Annotated in this window: 11 protein-coding genes and 1 pseudogene; 7 read left to right on the plus strand and 5 right to left on the minus strand. The window is 75.4% G+C overall.

Annotated features, from left to right (window positions below; genetic code table 11):
* Positions 1-256: 256 nt before the first annotated feature.
* Genes ACFCZF_RS11955 through ACFCZF_RS11970 form a run of 4 tightly spaced genes read left to right on the plus strand, consistent with a single transcriptional unit; the run spans position 257 to position 11,377 of the window.
* Positions 257-4,468: a tubulin-like doman-containing protein gene (locus tag ACFCZF_RS11955; RefSeq protein ID WP_376671561.1), complete on the plus strand. Its 4,212-nt coding sequence runs from the start codon at positions 257-259 to the stop codon at positions 4,466-4,468.
* Complete coding sequence (locus ACFCZF_RS11960; RefSeq protein WP_376671562.1) at positions 4,465-7,368, plus strand: hypothetical protein; 2,904 nt, start codon at positions 4,465-4,467, stop codon at positions 7,366-7,368. The genes ACFCZF_RS11955 and ACFCZF_RS11960 overlap by 4 nt, the downstream gene beginning before the upstream one ends.
* Positions 7,365-9,479 (plus strand): hypothetical protein, encoded by a 2,115-nt coding sequence (locus tag ACFCZF_RS11965; RefSeq protein ID WP_376671563.1) that lies wholly within the window; start codon positions 7,365-7,367, stop codon positions 9,477-9,479. The genes ACFCZF_RS11960 and ACFCZF_RS11965 overlap by 4 nt, the downstream gene beginning before the upstream one ends.
* Entirely contained in the window at positions 9,476-11,377 is a 1,902-nt protein-coding gene (locus ACFCZF_RS11970; protein WP_376671564.1) for a hypothetical protein, read from the plus strand. Before ACFCZF_RS11965 ends, ACFCZF_RS11970 begins: the two co-directional genes overlap by 4 nt.
* A gap of 3 nt (positions 11,378-11,380) precedes the next feature.
* Here the strand turns inward: ACFCZF_RS11970 and ACFCZF_RS11975 are convergent, their stop codons facing one another.
* The 5 genes and pseudogenes from ACFCZF_RS11975 to ACFCZF_RS11995 form a co-directional block, all read right to left on the minus strand.
* Positions 11,381-13,360, minus strand: coding sequence for a copper resistance CopC/CopD family protein (locus ACFCZF_RS11975; RefSeq protein WP_376671665.1), 1,980 nt, complete (start codon positions 13,358-13,360; stop codon positions 11,381-11,383).
* Between the two features lie 177 nt (positions 13,361-13,537).
* Complete coding sequence (locus ACFCZF_RS11980) at positions 13,538-14,311, minus strand: SDR family NAD(P)-dependent oxidoreductase (RefSeq protein ID WP_376671565.1); 774 nt, start codon at positions 14,309-14,311, stop codon at positions 13,538-13,540.
* Positions 14,308-14,799, minus strand: coding sequence for a cupin domain-containing protein (locus tag ACFCZF_RS11985; protein WP_376671566.1), 492 nt, complete (start codon positions 14,797-14,799; stop codon positions 14,308-14,310). Before ACFCZF_RS11985 ends, ACFCZF_RS11980 begins: the two co-directional genes overlap by 4 nt.
* Positions 14,796-15,416, minus strand: a complete 621-nt coding sequence (locus ACFCZF_RS11990) for a GNAT family N-acetyltransferase (RefSeq protein ID WP_376671567.1) — start codon at positions 15,414-15,416, stop codon at positions 14,796-14,798. The genes ACFCZF_RS11985 and ACFCZF_RS11990 overlap by 4 nt, the downstream gene beginning before the upstream one ends.
* Positions 15,409-17,506: pseudogene (locus ACFCZF_RS11995) on the minus strand (penicillin acylase family protein). Before ACFCZF_RS11995 ends, ACFCZF_RS11990 begins: the two are co-directional and overlap by 8 nt.
* A gap of 82 nt (positions 17,507-17,588) precedes the next feature.
* Here ACFCZF_RS11995 and ACFCZF_RS12000 point away from each other — a divergent pair.
* From ACFCZF_RS12000 to ACFCZF_RS12010, 3 genes are all read left to right on the plus strand, one after another.
* On the plus strand, positions 17,589-18,320 hold the full coding sequence (locus tag ACFCZF_RS12000) for a siderophore-interacting protein (RefSeq protein ID WP_376671568.1): 732 nt from the start codon (positions 17,589-17,591) through the stop codon (positions 18,318-18,320).
* A gap of 25 nt (positions 18,321-18,345) precedes the next feature.
* The gene (locus tag ACFCZF_RS12005) at positions 18,346-18,939 is read left to right on the plus strand and encodes an HhH-GPD-type base excision DNA repair protein (protein WP_376671569.1); all 594 of its coding nucleotides are present in this window, start codon (positions 18,346-18,348) and stop codon (positions 18,937-18,939) included.
* Between the two features lie 341 nt (positions 18,940-19,280).
* A complete protein-coding gene (locus ACFCZF_RS12010) occupies positions 19,281-19,988 on the plus strand; it encodes an HdeD family acid-resistance protein (protein WP_376671570.1) in 708 nt (235 codons plus the stop codon).
* The last annotated feature ends 583 nt before the right edge of the window (positions 19,989-20,571 follow it).

Consider the following 20,571-nt stretch of genomic DNA (forward strand, 5'->3'; position numbering starts at 1 on the left):
AGGAAGAAACGAACCTCCCACCTGCACCCCGTGCCCCCCCCCCACCCCCCCCCTTGGGCCCCGGAGGCCCCCCCTCCCCCCCCCCCCCCCCCCCCCCGCCCGCCACGCGCACCACCTGCACCGCGTGCACCACGCGCGCACCACCTGCACCGCGTGCACCACGCAAAGCAACGCACGCCATGCACGCCACGCGCACTTCACGGACGTACCGAGCACGAACCTGCGGCCCGCGACGGCCGCCAGCGGGGAGGAACCCATGAAGATCTTCCAGCCGATGCTCTTCGTCGGCCTGGGCGGCACCGGCGGCCTGGTCGGCGCCGAACTGGAACGCAGACTGCGTGCCGAACTGTGCGGACCGGACGGCCTGGCGCTCACCGGGCTGAACGGCTACGCGCCCTACCAGCTGCCCGACGGCCTCCAGTTCGTGTACGCGGACTACAGCGAGAGCGACCTCCAGCGGCTGCCGCAGTTCAACGTGGACCCGTCACTGCGGGCCGCGTACGCCCGCACCTCCCGGGCCACCCACAACCTGCTGCCGAACTTCGACGCCTCGCCCGAGGTCACCAAGATGCTCCGGGCGAGCATGCGCGAGGAGGTGGCCGACTGGCTGCCGCCGCGCATCGACGAGCCCAAGGTCACCCCGCTGCACAACGGCGCCGGCCAGCTGCCCACCGTCGGCCGCGCGGCGCTGTACGCCACCCTCCGGCACGGCCTCGGCCCGGTCCTCGAACCGCTGCTCCAGGCGATCGACCTGATCGCCAAGTCGGCGGGCGGGCTGAGCGAGTTCGGCGGCGGCAAGACCAACGGCTGCGACGTGTTCGTCGCGTTCTCGGTGGCGGGCGGCACCGGCGCCGGCATCTTCCTGGACTACCTGCACCTGATCAACCACGCCTTCCAGCTGCGCCGGTTCGACGGGGTGAAGATCTACCCGCTGGTCGTGATGCCGTCGTCGTTCTCCGCGGCCTCCGGCGGCGGGCGCGAGGCGGACCTCAACGCCGCCCGCGCGCTGGTGGACCTGTTCCGGCTGGTCGACGGGCAGAACGCGCCGACCGAGGGCGCGGAGATCGGCGACCTCGACCACGACGCCGGGATGGGCGTCCGCTACCCGGGCACCATGCCGATCCGGCTGCGCACCGGCATCCTGCCGACGGCGTTCCTGTTCAGCCCGACGGCCGGCATCCGCGCGGACGACCTGCGCCGTTCCATCGTGTCGCTGGTGATGTCGCTGATCGGCACCGAACTCGGCGACGGCCGCTCCAAGGGCCGCACGATGGCGGCCGACGACGACTACCAGACCTTCGCCGCCAGCTTCATCAACCGCGGCGTGCACCGCAGCGCCCTGTCCCCCACCGGCATCGGGCGCCAGGGCGTCTCCACCAGCCTGGTGGCGTCCATGACCGCGCCGATGGACCAGTTGGCCGACCTGGTGGCCGGCCGGCTGCTGCGGGAGGCGGTCACGGATCTCGTGGAGCGGCCGCGCGCGATGCAGCGGGACAGCTCGGTGCCGATGATCCGCCAGTTGTTCGCCGACTCCCATCTGGAGGAGCTCTGGGAGCGCAGGCAACTGGACGTGCCCGAGCCGGATCCGTTGCCGCGCGGTGGCAAGAGCATCGAACAGGCCCTGGGCGAGCGGATCTCGGACATGCAGCGGCTGCTGTCCGACCTGCGGATCGACGCCGAACGCCAGGCCGCCGTGATGGCCGACCGGTTCGCGCCGCGTCCCGCCATCGACAAACTGCTGCAGACCGTGGACCCGTTCCTCGCCGAGCGGGTCGTGCGGGGCGTCCCGGACAGCGACGAGCCGATCACCCGGCTCGGTTTCCTCGGCATGCTGGACAACCGGTCCCGCGCCCCGCAGCGTCCGCCCGGCGTGACCGAGCAGCCGCCCAAGGCCCCGCGGATCAAGGGCCGGCTGGCCGGCATGTCCCCGGCCCGCTGGGGCGACGAGGACGTCCAGGCGGCCGTCCAGGAGCAGGACGACTGGTACCGGTGGCGCTGCCGGACGGTGTGGCACGAGGCGTGGCGCGAGCAGCAGCAGCACTGGCAGTCCCAGGCGGACACCGCCGGAGCCGACCTCGGACGCCTGGTGAACGCCTTCCGCAGGCACAGCGACCAGGAACGCAAGGTGTCCCAGCAGAAGGGCCTGGAACTCTACGAGGACCGCACGGGCATCTCGTACCTGCTGCCGCCGCAGCGCACCCTCAACCACTTCTACGAGGACGTCGTCACCCGGCTGATCCGCCGGGAGGGCCTGCGGGAGACCGACGACGAGGCGGCGCTGCTGCTCCGGCTGGTCGGCGGGGACACCTGGCGCACGGTCCACGCGGTCAGCCGCCGCAACCCCGAGGGCGCGGTGGCGACCGTCAAGGCGCTGCTGGAGGGCCGCATCACGCGGCTGTTCGCGGAGAGCGGTGAACGTCTGGAGGAGCGCCCGCTGCTGCCGGCCATGAGCACGCTGCTGGCCGCCGCCGCGGGCGACCAGGGCGCCACCGACCAGGTGAGCAAGGAGGCGCTGGACCTGTTCGGCCGGAAGCTGACCGGGCTGCTGCCGGTGGGCTTCACCCCGGAGGGGACCGGGCCGCTGCGGGCGCTGGTGACGTATCCGCGGGTGCAGGCGGTGGAGGAGGTGCAGGAGTACCTGGGCAAGACGCTGCGGCTGCCGTCGGACGCCAAGAACTCCGTGGAGTACCGGGGTGTGGAGAGCGACTCGGTCACCGTGGTCCTCTTCCGCAGCGAGATGAGCCTCACGCAGGTGCCCGAAGCCCGCAAGGTGCTGCGCCAGTGGGCCCGCGCCAAGGACTCCGAGCAGGCCCACGACGTGCTGCGCTGGCGCCAGCGGCTCGGCTTCCGGGACAGCTGGATGGTGAGCAGCGAGGACGACCGGCGCACCATCCTGCACCGGCTGCTGTGCTGCATGTGGAACGGCCAGGTGGACGTGGTGGACGGCGACGACGCCTCGCCCGCCCGTATCCGGCTGCGGCTCTTCGCCGAGGAGGGCGCCCATGCCCCGGGCGTGCGGCTGCGGTTGGGGGACTTCCCCGGCGGCGTGTCGAGTTGGGCGGAGCTGCTGCGCTCGTACGAACGGTGGACGGTCCTCGACGACGAGCGGACCGTGGAGGACTACTGCCGCGAGCTGATGGGGGCGCAGCCGGCCGGGCTCGCGCGGGCGGGCAGCGATCCGCACCCGCTCTTCGTCGAGCTGGTCGAGAAGATCGCCCCGCGCCAGCTGGAGCTGCTGGCGGACCGCCGGGAGCGCGGCGGTGAGCGGGTCGAGGGCTGGGTCCGGCCGCTGTGGGAGTTCTGGGCGGAGACGCTGCCGGCCGCGCTGGACACCGAGTTCGGCGACCAGCGCGCCGTCCAGCCGACCCTGCGCACGCTGCTGGAGCACGTCCGCTTCGGCACGGTACGGTCCCGCGTCGCCGACGACCTGCCGGCCTCCCGGCGGGCCACCCACGATGACGACGACTGGGGCACGGCACCGCGCGAGTCCTTCGCCTCCTACCGCACGGAGAGCAACACCGGGGCACGGCACGGGACCCCGGCGGACGACCACGCCGAGCGGCCTCGCCGCACGACCGCGGACGACTACGGGACGGGCCGCACACCTGCCGACGGCCACGACGACCGGTACGGCACCGGACGCGGTGAACGCCCGCGCCGCGCACCGGCCGACACCTACGACGCGGGGCCCGGCCGCGCACCTGCCGACGCCTACGACGCGGAGCCCCGCCGCACGCCTGCGGACGACTACGACGCCGGGGCCCGCCGCGCACCCACCGACGCCTACGACGCCGGAGCCCGCCGCTCATCTGCGGACGACCACGACCCGTACGGCACCGACCGGGGCGAACGCCCCCGCCGCGCACCGGCCGACGCCTACGACGCGGGACCCGGCCGCGCACCGGCCGACGCCTACGACGCCGGGCCCCGCCGCGCACCCGCGGGCAACCACGACGACCCGTACGACACGGGACGCGGTGAACGCCCGCGACGCGCACCGGCCGACACCTACGACGCGGGACCCGGCCGCACACCCGCCGACGACCACGACCCGTACGGCACCGACCGGGGCGAACGCCCCCGCCGCACACCCGCCGACGACTACGGCACAGCGCCCCGCCGTACACCCGCGGAGGCTCACGACGACGACTCGTACGGCACCGGCCGCGGTGACCGGTACGACGAAACGGCGCGCCGCGCACCCGCGAGCGACCGCGACGTCCCGTACGGCGGTGGGGGCGCGGGCGAGGAGCCGGACGGCTGGGGCACGCGGCGAAGTGGTGCCAACGGTTCACGGGTCGGCGACCGCCACCCCCACGGCCCGGACCGCGACGGGGACGACCGCGTCGCCGCCGGGGACGGTGCCGAGCGCCCCCGGGCGCCGTGGGACGAGCCGGCGGACACCGACGCCCACGACCGTGACCGTGACCGTGACCGCCGCAACCCCTGGGACGGTGACGCCCAGTGAGCACGCCCGAGGAGTTCGACGCCGTCATCCACCTGGACCTGCGCACGGGTGCGGCGGAGCTCGACACCCCGTCGGCCCTGCGCGCCAGGGTCGCCCGGCAGCTGGGCCGGGCCGGTCTGCCGGAACCGGACGACCCCCTGTTCCTGGTCGTCGACACCCCGGCCGGACTCACCGACCACCAGCCGCAGTACGAACTGCTCACCGGCTACCGCGCGGTGGGCGAGGTCAGGATCCTGGTCCTCCTGGTGGGCAGCGCGCCGGGCTCGTACGCGGGTGAGAGCGAGGCGTTCCAGCCCGACCGCCGGCTGGTGCGGCCCGCGGTGCTGCGCGCCTCGGGCTGCGCGCTGCTGTGGGCGGGCGACCTGCGTTCCGCCCGCACGGCGCTGGAGCAGCCCAGGCCCGACGACCCGGACGCGCTCGCGGTCCTGGTCGACGTGCTGTCGGTCCCGGACGTCTATCTGACGGTCCTCGAACGCCTGGAGGCGCTGCCCGACGCCGTCGCCGCGCCCGGCGTCCGGCTGCTGGAGCAGGACCTGCCGCCGGAGGTGCGGGACCGGGCCTGGCGGGACGCGCTCGCCCGGTTCGCCGGCGAGGACACCGAACTCGCGCCGGACGTACTGGCCACCGCCTCGTCGGGAGCCGACCTGCCGGAGCCCCTGCGGGGCCTGGTGACGGGCCGGGGCGCCCGCGACCAGCGGCACCGCGATCCGGGCGGAGTGGCGGACGACGCGTACCGCGCGTGCGCGGACTCCGTCGAACGGGCCGAGGACGCGCTGGCCGGGCTGGGGTCCCTGCCGGGGCTGTTGCGGCCCGCCCGCCGGGAGGCGTTCGAGGCGGACGTGGACCAGGCGCGCCACGACCTCGACTCCTACCGCGAACTGGTGGGCGCCGCCCTGCGCGGCGGCGGTGCGACGGCGTCCGCGGCCGAGGCGTCGGCCCGGCTCGCGGCCCTCGGGCTGCGGGTGCCCTCGGCGGAGGGCACGGGCGAGCGGATCGGCGAGGGCCTCAAGGAGTTCGCCGGGAAACTGCTGGGCCAGGGCCTGACCCTGCGGTCGGTGGCCCAGCGTTTCACCGGCCTCGCCGGGCGGGTGGAGCCGGTACCGGGCACGGCACTGCTGCCGAGGCTCGCCGCCTGCCCGTCCGGTGACGTGACGGATCCCGCCGGTGACGGGGGCGGGGCGCGGGACCGCGGTGACGTCGCGGCCGTCGCCGGTCCGGCGGCGGCGGCCGCGGCGGGGCTGCTCGGCGCGCTGTGGCAGGGGCCGTTGCTCGCGCTGGCGCTCGCCGTCCCGCTGCTGTTCGTCGGCATGGCGGTGCTCGGTACCGCCCGGTTGCGGGACACCGGACGTACCGGCCGCTGGGCCGTGGCCCCCCGGGTCGCGGCCTTCACCGGCGCCGCGGCCGGCGCGGCACTGGCGTACGGGGCCGATGCCCCGCGCTGGCTGAGCACCGTGACCCTGCTGGTCGCCCTCGGTGTCGCGGCCGAGACGGTACGGCGGCTCTGGCGCGCGGCGGCCGGCTCCTGGGCTCCGGGCCATGCCACCGACGCCCTCCGCCGCGCCCTGGACGAACTCGACGCGCTGCTCGCCGAGGCGGTCCGCGAGCACTGGGCCGTGGAGGAACGCCTGTACTGCGCGGACGCGGCCCGGTCCGTCGCCGGCATGCTGCGGGCCACGGCCGCCGCCGCGGAGGCCGAGGCGGTGCCCGAGCCGGAACGGCCCGTGACCGGCGGCGGGTTCGACGGCGGGGACGGCGGCGGGGACGGCGCCGGGACGCTCGCCGAGGACGACTGGCTCTCCAGCACCTCGGTCCTGGAGACCGACGCCTTCGCCGGCGACGACGACACCGACTGGGCGAGCGCGTACGCCCGGCGCGACGGGCAGCCCGCGTGGGACGAACCCGCCGGAGAACGGCCGGCCGGGGCCCCGTGGGAGGACCGCGCCGCGGGCGCGCCGCGCTGGCTGGACCGGGAGAACGGCGAGGGCGGCCCGGAACTGGTCGCCACACTCGCCGCCGACCTGACGGACGCCGCCCTGGTGGCGATGGGGCCGTACTGGGGTGCCGTGGAGCGCGGCCAGGCCGGCGCACTCGCCCTCCGCCGCACCGAGGAACGGGTGCGCGAACTGCTGTCGGCGGCCCGCCGGCACCTGCGGCACAACGGCGTGCTGGCGCCGCCCCCGTTCGCCGCCGCCCGCCGGGTCCGCGCCACCTCGGCGAGCCTGCTCGGCACCGACCCGCGGGGCCTCGCGGAACTCGTCGGCACGGAGGCGGACCGGCAGGCGGTGGTGCAGCTCTCCTCGCCCGAGCAGGGCACACTGCTCAGCCGCGACCCGGCCGCCGCGGTGTGGATCAGGTTCGCCCCGCGGGCGGTGCGGGACGAGATCGAGAAGGCCTGGGAGGCGAGCGGCTCGACGCAGCCGGGAGCGGTGCTGTGGACGTCCTCGGGACGCTACGCCGGCCTGCTGCGGCTCACCCCCCTGCGGATGGGCGTCGTGGACACCGTCCGCCCCCGCCAGAACACCGGCCCGGACGGCACGGACACGTACGGACGGCCCGACTCGTACGGCGCGCGGACCCCGTACGGCGCGCGTAACCCGTACGACCGGGCCGCCTCGTACGACGAGCCGGACGCGTACGACCGGACCGGCCGGTACGACGAGCCGGACAGGTACGAGCGCGCGGACGGCCGCCATCAGACGTACGACCGGACCGACATGTACGACCGGGCGGACACGAACGACCGGGCGGACACGTACGACCGGGCGGACACGAACGACCGGGCGGACACGTACGACCGGGCCGACCCATACGACCCGGCGGGCCCGGCGGACCAGGCCGACGCGGCCGGCCCGGCCGGCCCGTACGAGCGATACGAGCGAGGGGACGGCGATCTCCGGTGACCAGCACCACCCACCGGCACACGGCGGGGCAAGGCGGCCCGCGGGCTGCCACGCTCGCGTTCACCACGCCCTCGGGGCGGCGGCGCGTCGCCCCCGTGCGCCTGGGGCCCGAGTCCCGCCGGGATCCCCTGCTGCCCCAACTGGTCCGCAACGGCCTGCTCGACGACGAGGGACAGCAGTGCGTGCAGGTACGGCTGGCCACGGCCGACGCCGCCAACCCGGGAGCGCGTGAGCTGCTGGACACGGAGGCGGGCACCGCCCTGTCCCTGTACCGGGCGCTCGACGACACCGAGTACGCGGCCCTCTTCCCCCGGATCATCGGCTACGACCTGGACGCGGCGGAGCCGTTCCTGCTGTACGCGGCACCGCGCGGCACCGCCGCGGCACGGACCCATGTGATGTCCGCGACCGATCAGCGGAGCCTCACCCGGGACCTGCTGCTCGCCCTGTACCTGCTGGACCGCCAGGGCCTGGTGCCGTGCGGCGTCTCGCCCGCCACCGTGCTGTGGGACGGCTCCTCGGCCCAGCTCTGGGGGCTGGAGGGGGTGGCCCGTGCCGGACGTCCGAGGCGGCCCTGGGGCCGGTCGCCCTACTGCTCGCCCGAACAGCGCCGGGGCGAGGGGCTCACCGACTCCCGGGACGCGGTGTGGAGCGCGGCCCAGGTGCTCTACCAGCTCGTGACCGGCAGACCCGGCCACGCCGACCGGGCGCCCGCCGACCTCGACGAGCACCGGATGCTGGCCCGGACGCTGCGCGACGCGTTCGCCCCCCGGGCGGCCGACCGGCCGACGCCCGCCGAACTGCTCGACCTGTTGGCGCCGGGCGCCGCCCGCCGCGCCGCGCTCGCCGCCCCCGCCGCCGAGCCGCGTACCCGCCGGGAGGACGACGCGGACGCCTTCGAGCAGGCGCTGCGGCTCAAGCGCCTGGCGCCCGCCGCCCCTTCGGGGTCCGAGCCGGGAGCGGCGGCCGGGGAGGGCGACGGCGGGGTGCTCTGCCCGTACTGCCTGGAGACCATCCGGCTCGACCTCACGGCGCTGTACGTCACCGACAGCAGGATGCAGTACCGGCCGCTGGACCCCACGGGCATCGGCAACCCCCTGCGCCGGCAGGACGTCATGCGCGGTGCCGTCCAGAAGTGCACGGCCGACCCGGACTTCCCCGAGCACTACATCCCGGTGCCGTACCTCACCTACGGACGGCCGCTGACCGTCGCGATGGTCGGCCAGTCCTCCACCGGCAAGAGCCATCTGCTGACCCAGATGATCGCGGCGGTCACCGACGGCGGACTGGAGCCGTTCGGCCTCAAGTGGCAGTCCGTCAACCCGGAACAGCACGCCCGTTTCGTACGGGAGTGGGTGCAGCCCCTGCGCAACGGCAGGGTCCTGGACCACACCCCCGGCGTCGGCCTGGACGGCTTCGCCCGGTTCGTGGAGTCCCTGCTGCTCACCGACGCCCGGGGACGGGTGCGGCCGGTCGCCTTCTTCGACCTCGGTGGCGAGGACCTCGTACGGACCGACTCCGCGCTGCGGTTCCTCCTCGGCATCGACGCGCTGGTCTTCGTGGTCGACCCGGCGCTGGCCCTGCCGCTGCCGCATCTGGACCACGCCAGGGAACGCCTGGGGGTGGAGGTGAACCGGGACGGCGACCTCGCCTTCGGCACCGTCCTGGACCGTCTCCCGAAGAACGGCCCCTACCTGGACGTGGCGGCCGCGATGGTGCTCGGCAAGGCGGACCTGCTCAGGTTCCAGCCGCCCCTCGACCGGTGGCTGGACCGGCCGCCGGCCGCCTCCCTGGACCCCGCGCTGATGCGGGAGGAGAGCCGGGACGTGCACCGGCTGCTGCACCGGCACGCCGGCCAGGCGTGGCTGCGTCCCTTCGACGCGATCCGCCGCTGCACCCTGCACGTCGCCTCCGCCACCGGCGGCCAGGAGGACCACGGCCGCTACCCGGCCGGGGCCGGGCCGAGGAGGGTGCTTGAGCCCCTGCTGTCGCTGCTCGCGATGCACGGGCTCATCGACGTGCCGGGCGGCGCCGAGACGTTCGCCCTGGGTGAGACGCCCGCGTTCGAGGCGGTGCCGGTGGAGGACGCCCAAGGAGGGGAGCGGAAATGAGCGACGTGCAGAGCGGAAACCAGGGCCGTGGGGAGGCGGCCGCCCCGCGCGGGCCGGGCGGTGGCACCGACACGGTGCAGCAGGTCGTCTTCCGGTGGGACGGCAACCACGGGCGGCAGGGCACCGGCATGAACGCCGTCGCCCGTTCCTGCACGGCCGAGCGCGCCGAGGAACTGGGCCGGGAGCTGGGCCCGTTGCTGTGGGTGTCCGGCGCCGCCGCCTCGCGGCCGAGCACCGTGCGCACCCTGTCCCGCGACGGGGACGTCATGCTGGTCCGCCGCTGGCCCACCACCGACCCGGGTGGCCGGCCCAGCACGGTCAGCCATGTGCTGGTCGGCCGGCCGGGCACCCTGAAGACGCGGCAGTGCCTCGCACTCGCGTACGCCGGCTGGGGGACCCGGAAGGCCGCCCGGACGGCGTCCGGCCGGCAGGAGGAGGTCGACTGCGCGGATCTCGACCGGGTGGCGCGCAAACGGCTGCCGGAGATGCTGGAGCGGTTGCCGACGGTCCGGGACACGCTGGCCGTGGTCACCGCGGAGTGGCTGCGCGATCCCGCCCAGCGGGTGTCGCTGCGTACGGAGCCCGGGGAGCGGCTGCCCGGCCCGCCGGAGCGGGACGAGGCCTCGCTGGTCTACCTGGGGCTGTTCCTGATCTTCGGGCACTGGCTGGGACGGGAGTGGACGTTCGCGACCTACGACGCGGTGGACACCCATCCGCTGCTGCTGATGTCCGTCCCGCGCTGGGAGCCGGACACCGGCGGCCCCGGCCCGCTGGCCCGGGTGACCGGCCACCCGGTGTCCGGACCCGGTGTCGAACACCTGGTGGCGGACCGGCTGGTGGACCACCTCCTCGCGCACCTGCATCCAGAAGCACCCGCAGGTGTGCCGCAGCTGGTCGACGACTTCGCCGACGGGGCGACGTGGGACTGGACGCGGCGCAGCGTACGGCTACGGGAGCTCCTCGGCCCCGACCGGACCGGCACGCACCGCCCGGACCCGTACCCGGCCCCGAGCCACCCGAGTCACCCCGGCCTTGCGTCGCCGACTCCGGCACCGGCACCGGAAACCGACCAGGAGTGGAACGCGGCCCCGCTCGCCCCCGCGCCGAACTCCGGACCCCCGTACACGGAGTACAGGGACCCGCACCCCGCCCCGGCCCCCGCCCCCGATCGCGACACATCCGCGTTGCGCCGGGAACTGCGGGAGGCCGCCGCCCAGCACAATGACTCCCTCCGCCGCGAGGTCCTGCGGACGGAACTGCGCGCACAGCCCGACGAGTTCCTGCTGGAGGAGCTGCGCTCCGAGGACCTGCCGCCGGACGCCGTGGACCTCCTGCTCGACGAGCTGGGCGCACCCCACCGGATCCGGACACGCCGGGACGCGACGCGGCACGCGCTGTGTGAGCTGGTGCTCCGCAAGAACCTGTACTGGACGCCGAACGGGCAGCCCGGGGCACCCGTGTCGAGGACGGCGATGGCGGACCGCGCGGCCGGCCTCTTCACCTGGGCCGTCGCTCCCCTGGCCCGCGACGAGCGCTACCTGTTCGACCTGCGGGAACTGCTGCACCGCATGCTCCGGGACCCCAGCCCCACGGCGGGCAACTGGCTCCACAAGGCCATCGTCGCGCCCGCGAACGGCCAGGCCCCCGACCTGCCGCCCGTGCTGTGGCAGCAGATCGTGGGCGACGCGCTGAGACGGAACGGCGGGCCCTCCGCCGCCCTCCCTCCGCCGGCCACGGCGGCGCCGGCACCGACCCTGCGGGCCCCCTCCGCGCCCACACCGGAACGGCCCGACTTCACGGCCCGGCTCACCGAGCAGCTGAACAAGCCCGGTTGCGTGATGGGAGCCGGCGCGGGACTGATCGTCGTACTCCTCGGCATCGTCCTGTTCTTCGCCTGACCGTCACCGCTCGATCCGTATCCGCCTCGTCTCGCTCACCTGGTCGATCTCCGACACCCGGACCGTCGTCTTCATCGTCCAGGTGCCGGGGAGGGGGAGGGTGAGGGAGTTGGCGCTCCAGTAGCCGCCCCGGTCGACGAGTTCCGCGTCGATCGGGCCGATGCCCCGGTCGGGGAGGGTGAAGGAGAGACGCAGTTCGGGTATGGCGGCCAGGCTGCCGTCGGGGCCGAAGACGACGGCCTGCACGGCGTTGTCGCCGGTGCGGCCGGGGTCCAGGGTGATCTGGACGGTGCCCCGGCCGGAGGCGCCGACGTCGAAGGGGATCGTGGTGACGGACGCGGGCAGCACCCCGCCCGCCGGTACGGCCCGTGCCGCCTCGTCCGCCGCCCGCCCCGGCTGGGTGCTGGTGAGCACGGTCGTGACCACCAGCACGACGGCCGCGACACCGGCCTCGACCAGGACGGACCGGCGCAGCCCACGACGACGGGCGTCCCCGACGGCGGACGTCTGCGACGCGGACGACTCCGACTCGGACGGCCCCGGCTCGGAGGACGTCGGCCCGCACGACCCCGACCCGGAGGACGTCGGCCCGCACGACCCCGACCCGGAGGACGTCGGCCCGCACGACCCCGACTCGGACAGCCCCGGCCCGGACTTCTCCGACGCGGACGCCCCCGACTGGGACGGCTCCGACGCCCGCGCCGGAGGCCCGCCCACCCGCTCCGGCACCCGCTCACGTACGCGCCCGCGCCCGGCCGTCTCCGCACCCACCGCATCCACCGCGCCCACCGCACCCGCACCCGCACCCACCCCCGCCGTCACCCACGCGGCCGTCCACCGCCGCGAGACCGCCGCCGCGGCCAACAGCACGGCCACCCCGGCCAGTTTGGCGAGCAGCAGCCTGCCGTACGTCGTCTCCGTGAGCGCCGGCCAGGAGCCGAGGCCGCGCCAGGACTGGTAGACGCCGGTGACGACCAGGACGGTCACGGAGGCGAAGGCGGTCCGGGAGAAGCGGGCGACCGTGGCGGCGTCCGGGGAGGAGCGCAGGGTGGCGAGCAGGGCCACGAGACCGCCGAGCCAGACCGCCGTGGCGAGCAGGTGCAGCACGGACGACGTCACCGCCACCGGCACCTGGATCCCCGCGGAAGCGTGCTCGGCGGCGGCCCAGGTCAGGGCGAGGCCGACGGCCGGCACGGCGCCCACCGCGGCGGCGAGCGGGGCGCGCTCCCGGTGCCGGTACCGGTCCCCGCGGGCCATGCGGCCGAGGAAGAGCGCGACCAGCATGAGCAGCGCCAGCCTGGCCAGCAGCAGCACGCCGGGCCGGCTCGTGAGGGTGCCGCCGAGCGCGTCGGCGTCGAGGGCCGCCGACGGCCCTGTCCCCGCCTCGTACGGAGCCCGCAGCACCAGCAGGGCGACGGTGGCCGCCAACAGGGTCCACCAGGCCGTCACCAGTGGCCGGCGCAGCGGGGCCGGGTCCGGCGGGCGGCACAGGGCGACGAAGGCGGCCGTGCCGATGAGCAGGGCGGCGGCGAGGTAGGCGAGGTAGCGGGCGATCTTGTGGAGGGCGGCGGTCAGCGGGTCCTCGGTGGGGCCGGTGTCCACGGACGCGGTCGTCACGGAGGGCTTGCCGACCGAGAAGGTGAAGGCGCCGGAGACGGGGTGGCTGTCGGCCGAGACCACCCGCCAGGCCACGGTGTACGTGCCCTCGCCGAGCTCGCCCGACAGTGCCACGCGCGCCGTGTCGGAACGGCCGTCCGCGCGTCCGGCCTCCCCCGTGCGCACCCGGTGGCCGCCGGGGTCGAGGACGCGGAAGGAGTCGTCGCGCAGGCCGACGGACTCGGTGAAGGTCAGGGTGACGTGGCGCGGGGCCCGTTGGAGGACGGTGCCGTCCTCGGGGTCGGTGGAGCGGAGGGCGGCGTGGGCGGACGCCGGTCCCGCGCCGCCGAGGACGAGCAGGACCAGCGCGGCGCCCAGCAGCGCCAGCCCCCGGACTCCCCACCGGTCCCGGTCCCGTCCCCTTCGACGGCCTCCTCGCTCCCGGCCTCCAGCGCGCGCACCGCCACCACACCTCACGTCGCATCTCCGTCGTCGGGACCCACTGCCTCGGGGATACGTACGGACGCGGGCGCCATACCGCTCACCGATGGCCCGGTCGGGTCCTCACCACGACGGGCGTGCCGTCACCCCGCCGTCGACCACGAGGTCGTGGCCGGTGACCCAGGACGCCAGCCGCGACGCGAGGAACACGCACGCGTCGCCCACGTCCTCCGGCCGCCCGAGCCGTCCCGTGGGCGCCGCCTCCCGCCATCGCCGTACGCCGTCCGGCCAGGCCTCGGCGAGCCCGTCCCGGTCGACGAGGCCGGGCGAGACGGTGTTGACCCTGACTCCCCAGGGGCCGTACTCCAGCGCCGCGGAACGGGCGTGCATCACGACCGCCGCCTTGGAGGCGCTGTAGTGCGCGTGGGCGGGTGCGGGGGCGTGCGCCTCGATCGAGGCGATGTGGGTGACCGTGCCGCCGTCGTCCTGGGCGCGCATGATGCGGGCGGCGGCCTGCGTGCACGCGAAGACGCTGGTGAGGTTGGTGTCCACCACCGCCCGCCACTCGGCGGCCGGCATGCCGGCCAGCTCCCGCAGCGGCTGCACGCCCGCGTTGTTGACCAGCGCCGTCAGCCGTCCCCCGCGTCCACCGCCCCAGTCGGCGGCCTCCTCCACCAGGCGCCGGCAGGCGTCCTCGTCGGTGAGGTCGGCCCGCAGTACGACCGCCCGGCCGCCGCGCTCCCGGATCCGCGCGGCCACGTCCCGCGCCACCTCCACCGCCGTACGGCAGTGCACCGCGACCGCCGCGCCCTCCTCCGCGAACCGCAGCGCGACGCCCCGTCCGATGCCGCCGCCCGCGCCCGTCACGAGCGCCACCTGACCGTCGAGCAGGTTCATGGGCGGCACAGTTCCACGATCCGCCCGGCCGCCGCCGGATAGCGCGCCGTGAGGTGGGCCGCGTCGCCGTGCTCGTAGTCCCCGTAGGTGAATCCGGGCGCCATCGTGCATCCGAAGAGCGACCACGCGCCGCCCGCCGCCACCCGGCCGCCCATCCAGGTCCCGGCGGGGACGGTGAACTGCACGTGCTGCCCGCCGAGGACGTCCGGTCCCAGCACGGCCGTACGGACGCCGCCGTCCGGGTCGAGGAGCAGCAGCTCCAGCGGATCGCCGAGGTAGAGGTGCCAGACCTCGTCGGCGGGCAGGCGGTGCAGGGCGGAGAAGTCACCCGGACGGGCGGTCAGCAGGGCGACGATGGCCGAGCCCGCCGGGCGTCCGTCCGGGCGCTCGGGCCCGGCCCAGGTGCGCCGGAACAGACCGCCCTCACGCGGGATGGGCTCCAGTCCGTAATGTGCGATCAGGTCCTCGGCGGTCGGCGGGGAAGTCACCCGCCGAACGCTACCTCCCTGCGGAGGAACGCGAGTTGCGCCTTCTTCTCCGGCAGGTACACGTCCGGCAGGTCGATCTCCGGCAGCACGACCGCCGGTCCGGCGGTGAAGCCCTGCTTGAGGAAGCGCGCGATCGCCTTCTCGTTGTCCACGTCCGGGTCGACCACGAGCCGCTTGCGGTCCAGTCCCAGCAGGACGTACGCCATGAGGGACCCCGCCAGCGCGGCGGTCCAGCCGGGCCGCGCGCCCTCGGTCCCGGCGGGCGCGAGCAGCAGGTGGACGCCGATGTCGCCGGGTTCGACGTCGTAGCACTCGCTCACCCGGTCGGCCTCGGGGTCGTAGGTCTGGAGCAGCGCGACCGGCTCGCCGTCCTTGACCACCAGGAAGGCGTGGTGGGTGTCCAGCGTGTCCATGTGGGCGTAGATACCGGCGACCTGGTCCGGCGTGAGGCCGTTCATGCCCCAGAAGGCGGCCCGCTGCTCGCTCACCCAGCGGTGGATCACGGCGGCGTCCGCGGCGGCGTCGAGCGGGAGTACGCGGACGGTGCCGAAGCCGTCGAGTTCCTGCTCGTGGACGGCGGCGCGGGAGGCGTACGGGGACGCGTGCTGCTCAGACATCGGTTTCCTTCGTGAGCCGGTCGAAGTCGGTTACGACGGGGGCGAGTTCGCCGTCGAGCCACAGGGGCCGCTGGTCGCGGTGGTGGGGCGAGCCGGGGACGCCGGAGGCGCCGAGGGGCACCACCCAGCGGCTGTCCTGCCGGTCGGCCAGGTCCCAGACGTACCGGGCGGCGGGGCCGCGTGCGGCGCGGTCGGTGAGGCCGGGGACGGCGGAGGTGCACAGCACGCAGTCGTGGTCGCCGGACAGGCCGGGCTCCTCCCCGTGAGAGGTGTCCGGCAGCGCCCGCCAGGGGGCGAGGCGGTGGGTGTCGCCCCAGGTGCCGGCGGGCGGCCGGGCGGCCACCTCCTCCAGCGCGGCGCGGACGGCCCCGGCGCGGTCGATGCCGTACAGGTCCTCGGCGCGCAGCAGGTGTTCGAGGGCGTAGCCGACGCGCGGCACGAGCGCGAGCCACGGCATCAGCACCTCGGGGTACGCGGGCGGCACGGACGCCGGGGCGAGGACCGGGTCCGCCGCCAACCGCCGTACGACCGCTCCGCGTACGGCCGCGTACGCCGCCGCGTCGGTGCTGTCGGCGTCCATGCGCCGGTCCCAGGACAGGAGGCGGTCGCGGAGGGCGGCGGCCTCGGGGGTCAGGTCGTCCAGGGCTGTCAGGTGGTCCAGGAGGGGGCCGGCCGAGGCGAGGTGGGTGTCCGTGTGGATGGCGGGCATGTCGGCGGCCGACCAGCGCTCCTTCCCGGCGAGGAGGGCGGCGATGCGGTCGGCGCGGTGCGGCGGGGCGAACTCGACGCCGAGCGGGGCGGCCGGGCCGCGCTGATTGGCCATCACGGCGACGCCGTCTGCGAGCCCGGCGCGGGGCGGGGTGTGCCGGCCCTGCCACTCGTGGCCGGGTTCCCAGGCGGGCACCGGACGCAGGCCGCCCGCGGCGGACCGCACCGGCACGCGCCCCGCCACCCGGTGCAGCAGCCCGCCCTCGGTGTCGGCGGCCTGCACGACGTTGACCGGCTCGGCCCACGTGTCCAGGGCGCGGTCCACGTCGGCGACCCGGCGGGCCCGCAGCAGCGGCAGCAGGGCGCCGAAGCCGAGGTCGGCGGTGACTCGGGGCGGGTAACGCAGGCTGAGGGCGGTGGGGGTGCCGTCGTCGAGGCCCTCGGGTCCGCCCGCGATCACCGGCCCCCGGTCGGTCTCGATGACCTCGACCTCGACGATCTCCTCCCCCTCCTGCCCCTCCTCACCGCTCGCGACCCGAATGGTCTCCGTGTGCCGGGCGGCGCGGTGCCAGGTGCCGTCGGGGCCGAGGGCCTCGACGCCGGCGCCGGTGCGGCGCAGGCGTTCGCGGTACAGGTCCTGGTAGTCGGCCATGGCGTTGGTGATGGCCCAGGCGACCGTGCCGGTGTGCCCGAAGTGGGCGATGCCGGGGACGCCGGGCACGGCGAGTCCGACGACGTCGAACTCCGGGCAGGAGAGGTGGATCTGCTGGTAGACGCCGGGATCCTCGATGAAGCGGTGCGGGTCGCCCGCGATGACCGCCTGCCCGGTGGTGGTCCCGCTCGCCGCTCACCAGCCAGCCGTTGCTGCCGGCGGTGCCGGGTCCGTCGGCGGCGAAGAGGGCGACGGCGTCCGGGCCGAGGTGCGCGGTGATGTGCTCGCGCCAGAGCTTGGCGGGGAAGCCCGCGAAGAGGATGTGCGTGGCGAGCCAGACTCCGAGCGGGGTCCAGGGCTCCCAGCGGCCGGGGGCGACACCGGCGCGCGCGAACTCGGGAGCGGCGGATCCGTTTTCGGCCAGCCCCTCGTTGACACCGTCGACGTACGCCCGTACCCATGCGGCCGTCTCCGGGTCCTTCTCCTCCAGCGCGGTGAAGCAGCGGCGGGCGGTGTCCGCGAGCCGCGCCCGCCTGGCGAGCCGGTCCCAGGACAGGGCTCCGGACCCGAGGAAGGACGCGGAGGTGCCCTGCGCGCGGTGGCGTTCGACCTCCAGTTGCCAGGCCCGGTCACGGGCGGTCACCCGGCCCTGGGCGCGGGCGAGTTCGTCCACACTGTCCGCGCGCAGGTGCGGGATTCCCCAGGCGTCGCGGTAGATCTCGGCGCTCACCCCTGTGCCCCCACTTTCCTTTAGGTTAGGCTCACCTAAGTCTTATGTCGTGGCCGAATAGTACGTGAAGGGTGAAGAAACGATGGGGCAGGGGCGGGGTTGGGAGGGCGCGGTCCTCAAGCTGATGCGTGCGAAGGACTTCGAGTTCACCGTGACGGACGCGGAGGACGTGACGCCGGACTTCCGGAGGCTGCGCCTGAGTGACGGCGGCATGCTCGCGGCGACCGGCGTCCACCCCACGATGTGGGTGCGGCTGTGGTTCGACAATGCGGGCAAGCCGCACCAGCGGGCGTACACGCTGGTCGACCCGAACCCGGCGGGCGGCACCTTCGGCATGGAGTTCGCCCTGCACGAGGGGTGCGCGAGCGACTGGGCGCGGGCGGCGAAGCCCGGCGACACCATCGATGCGACGGTCCAGGGCACCGGCTTCGAGGTCCCGGAGCCGGTCCCGTCCCGGGTCTTCGCGGTCGCGGACCCGGCGTCCCTGCCCGCCCTCAACTCCCTCCTCGACGCGCTGGGCCCGGTCCCCGCGACGATCTGGTTCGAGGACGGCGGCACCGACACCGACGGCCTGCCCTTCCGCACCGACCCCGACCGCCACGAGGTCCGCACGGTGCCGCGCCGCGACGGGGGCGCCCACCTCGTCGCACAGGTGAAGGAGGCGCTGCCGGAGCTGCTGCGGTCGACTCCCGAGCCGTTCGTCTGGGTCGCCTGCGACACGGCGACGACCCGGGCGCTGGCCTCGTACGCCCGCAAGGAGCTGGGGCTGCCCAAGCAGCGGGTGAACGCGCTGGGGTACTGGCGCGCGACCTGAGCCCGCACGCGCGATCATCGGGGGCATGGACGTCACCCTTCACCTCGCCCAGGACCCCGAGGCCGACGAGCTCCTCGGCCGCAGCCCGCTCGCCGCGCTGGTCGGCATGCTGCTCGACCAGCAAGTCCCCATGGAGTGGGCGTTCAAGGGCCCGTCGACCATCGCCCGGCGCATGGGCGCGGAGGACCTGGACGCGCACGACATCGCCGCCCACGACCCGGAGGCGTTCGCCGCCCTGCTCTCCGACAAGCCGGCCGTGCACCGCTACCCCGGCTCGATGGCGGGCCGCGTCCAGCAGCTGTGCCGGTACCTCGTCGACACCTACGACGGTGACGCCGAGGCCGTCTGGCGGGGCGTCGGGACCGGCAAGGAGCTCCTGAAGCGGCTCCAGGACCTGCCGGGCTTCGGCAAGCAGAAGGCCCAGATCTTCCTCGCCCTGCTCGGCAAGCAGCTCGGCGTCCACCCGGACGGCTGGCGCGAGGCCGCCGGCCCCTACGGCGAACCCGGCTCCTTCCGCTCCGTCGCCGACATCACCGGCCCGGAGTCCCTGACCAAGGTCCGCGCCCACAAACAGGAAATGAAGGCAGCGGCGAAGGCGGCGAAGGCCGCCGGCAAGTAGCAGGCAGCCCCCGCCCCGCTGCGGGCAGCCCCCCGCCCCAGCTGCGGGCAGTCGCGCCGCCCCAGCTGCAGGCAGTCGCGCCGCCCCAGCTGCAGGCAGTCGCGCCGCCCCAGCTGCGGGCAGTCGTGCCGCTGGGGCGGCACGGGTGGGCGCAGCGGCACCCGGCCAGCGCCGGCCCGCGACACCCACCCCCGGCCCACACCAACGCCGGGCGCCCTGTCACACCGGCCCCGACCCCACCCACGCCGGGCGCCCCGTGAACCGCCCAATGAACCCCGCCCCGTCAACCCACTGGCCCACCCCAGCTGGCGCCCCCACCAACGCCGCTCCCAGCATGGAGCATGACCGAGCCCCCCACCGGCACCCCCGGAGGGCACCCGTACGACGACCGCGGGATCCACGCCCGGACCGGCACCGAAACCCACCACCCGACCGCCGCACGGCACGAGCACGAGCACGAGCACAAACCCGAGCCCGAACCCGCCTTCGAGGGCCCCCTGCACTCGCTGTCCCGCGCCGCATGGCAGACCGTGCTGCTCACCGGCATCGCCTCCCTCGTCCTGGGCGTGCTGGTCCTGGTCTGGCCGGGCGCGTCGCTGCTCGCCGCCGGTGTGCTCTTCGGCCTCTACCTCGTCGTCAGCGGCGTCCTCCAACTGGCCGCCGCCTTCGGTACGCACCGGACGACCTCGCTGCGGGTCCTCGCCTTCATCAGCGGCGCCGTGTCGATCCTGCTGGGCCTGTTCTGCTTCCGCGGCCCCCTGCAGTCGGTGCTGCTGCTCGCGCTGTGGATCGGCATCGGCTGGCTGTTCCGCGGCGTCACACAGATCGTGGCCGCCGTCCACGACCCGGCGATGCCCGCGCGCGGCTGGCACATCTTCCTCGGCGCCGTCACCGTCGTCGCCGGCATCGTCCTGATCGACGCGCCGGTGGAGTCGGCGGCCGTCCTCATGCTGGTCGGCGGCTGCTGGCTGGTCGCCGTCGGCGTGGTCGAGATCATCACGTCCGTGGGCCTGCGCGGACGCGCCCGCCGGGTCCCGCACGCCCTGTGAACGGCGCCCGTCCCCACCGGACCGCCCTGGCATCTGCCCGGCGGATCCTGCCGCAGCCGCGGGGCCGACTCGACATGCCCTCCCCCACTGCCTCAGCGCCGTGGGCGGCACCTCCCACGGCGCCGCCGGCGATCCCCGACTCCCCATCACGACGCCCACCCCTGCGACGACCGCCGCCAACACCTCTCCCACCTCAGGGCCGATCGCTCCCCGACACTCGAACGAGCTGGCGCGGCAGCACCCCGTCGCCCCCGCTCACCCGCGCCCGCCAGGCGCCGCCGCCTTCCCGCGACTCGATACGCCGGACGGACCACGACCACCCCTACGCCGAGCGAGCGGTTCTCGCCCCGGCGCGATGGACGGCGTACGCCCGGCGGGGACACGACCTGACGTGAGCCCCGCACCGCACGCCGCCGCCACAGTCCGCGCCGCACGCGCCGGACGGGCGGCGGGGGCCGGGTGTGCAACCCTCCCCTAGCGCCCCACCCCCCCCCCCCTTGTCCCGGGTCCCCCCCCCCCCCCCCCCCCTCCCCCCCCCCCCCCCCCACCCCCCCCCCACCCCCCCCCTCTCTCTTCCCGCAGG

This window comes from Streptomyces sp. NPDC056296, from assembly GCF_042268605.1.
In the GTDB taxonomy this organism is placed as follows: Bacteria; Actinomycetota; Actinomycetes; order Streptomycetales; family Streptomycetaceae; genus Streptomyces.

Excerpts from the sequence above, each read along its gene's own strand:
- ACFCZF_RS11970 (WP_376671564.1), top strand. The coding sequence starts at position 9,476 with ATGAGCGACGTGCAGAGCGGAAACCAGGGCCGTGGGGAGGCGGCCGCC.
- ACFCZF_RS12000 (WP_376671568.1), top strand. The coding sequence starts at position 17,589 with ATGGGGCAGGGGCGGGGTTGGGAGGGCGCGGTCCTCAAGCTGATGCGT.
- ACFCZF_RS12005 (WP_376671569.1), top strand. The coding sequence starts at position 18,346 with ATGGACGTCACCCTTCACCTCGCCCAGGACCCCGAGGCCGACGAGCTC.
- ACFCZF_RS12010 (WP_376671570.1), top strand. The coding sequence starts at position 19,281 with ATGACCGAGCCCCCCACCGGCACCCCCGGAGGGCACCCGTACGACGAC.
- ACFCZF_RS11955 (WP_376671561.1), top strand. The coding sequence starts at position 257 with ATGAAGATCTTCCAGCCGATGCTCTTCGTCGGCCTGGGCGGCACCGGC.
- ACFCZF_RS11980 (WP_376671565.1), bottom strand. The coding sequence starts at position 14,311 with ATGAACCTGCTCGACGGTCAGGTGGCGCTCGTGACGGGCGCGGGCGGC.
- ACFCZF_RS11990 (WP_376671567.1), bottom strand. The coding sequence starts at position 15,416 with ATGTCTGAGCAGCACGCGTCCCCGTACGCCTCCCGCGCCGCCGTCCAC.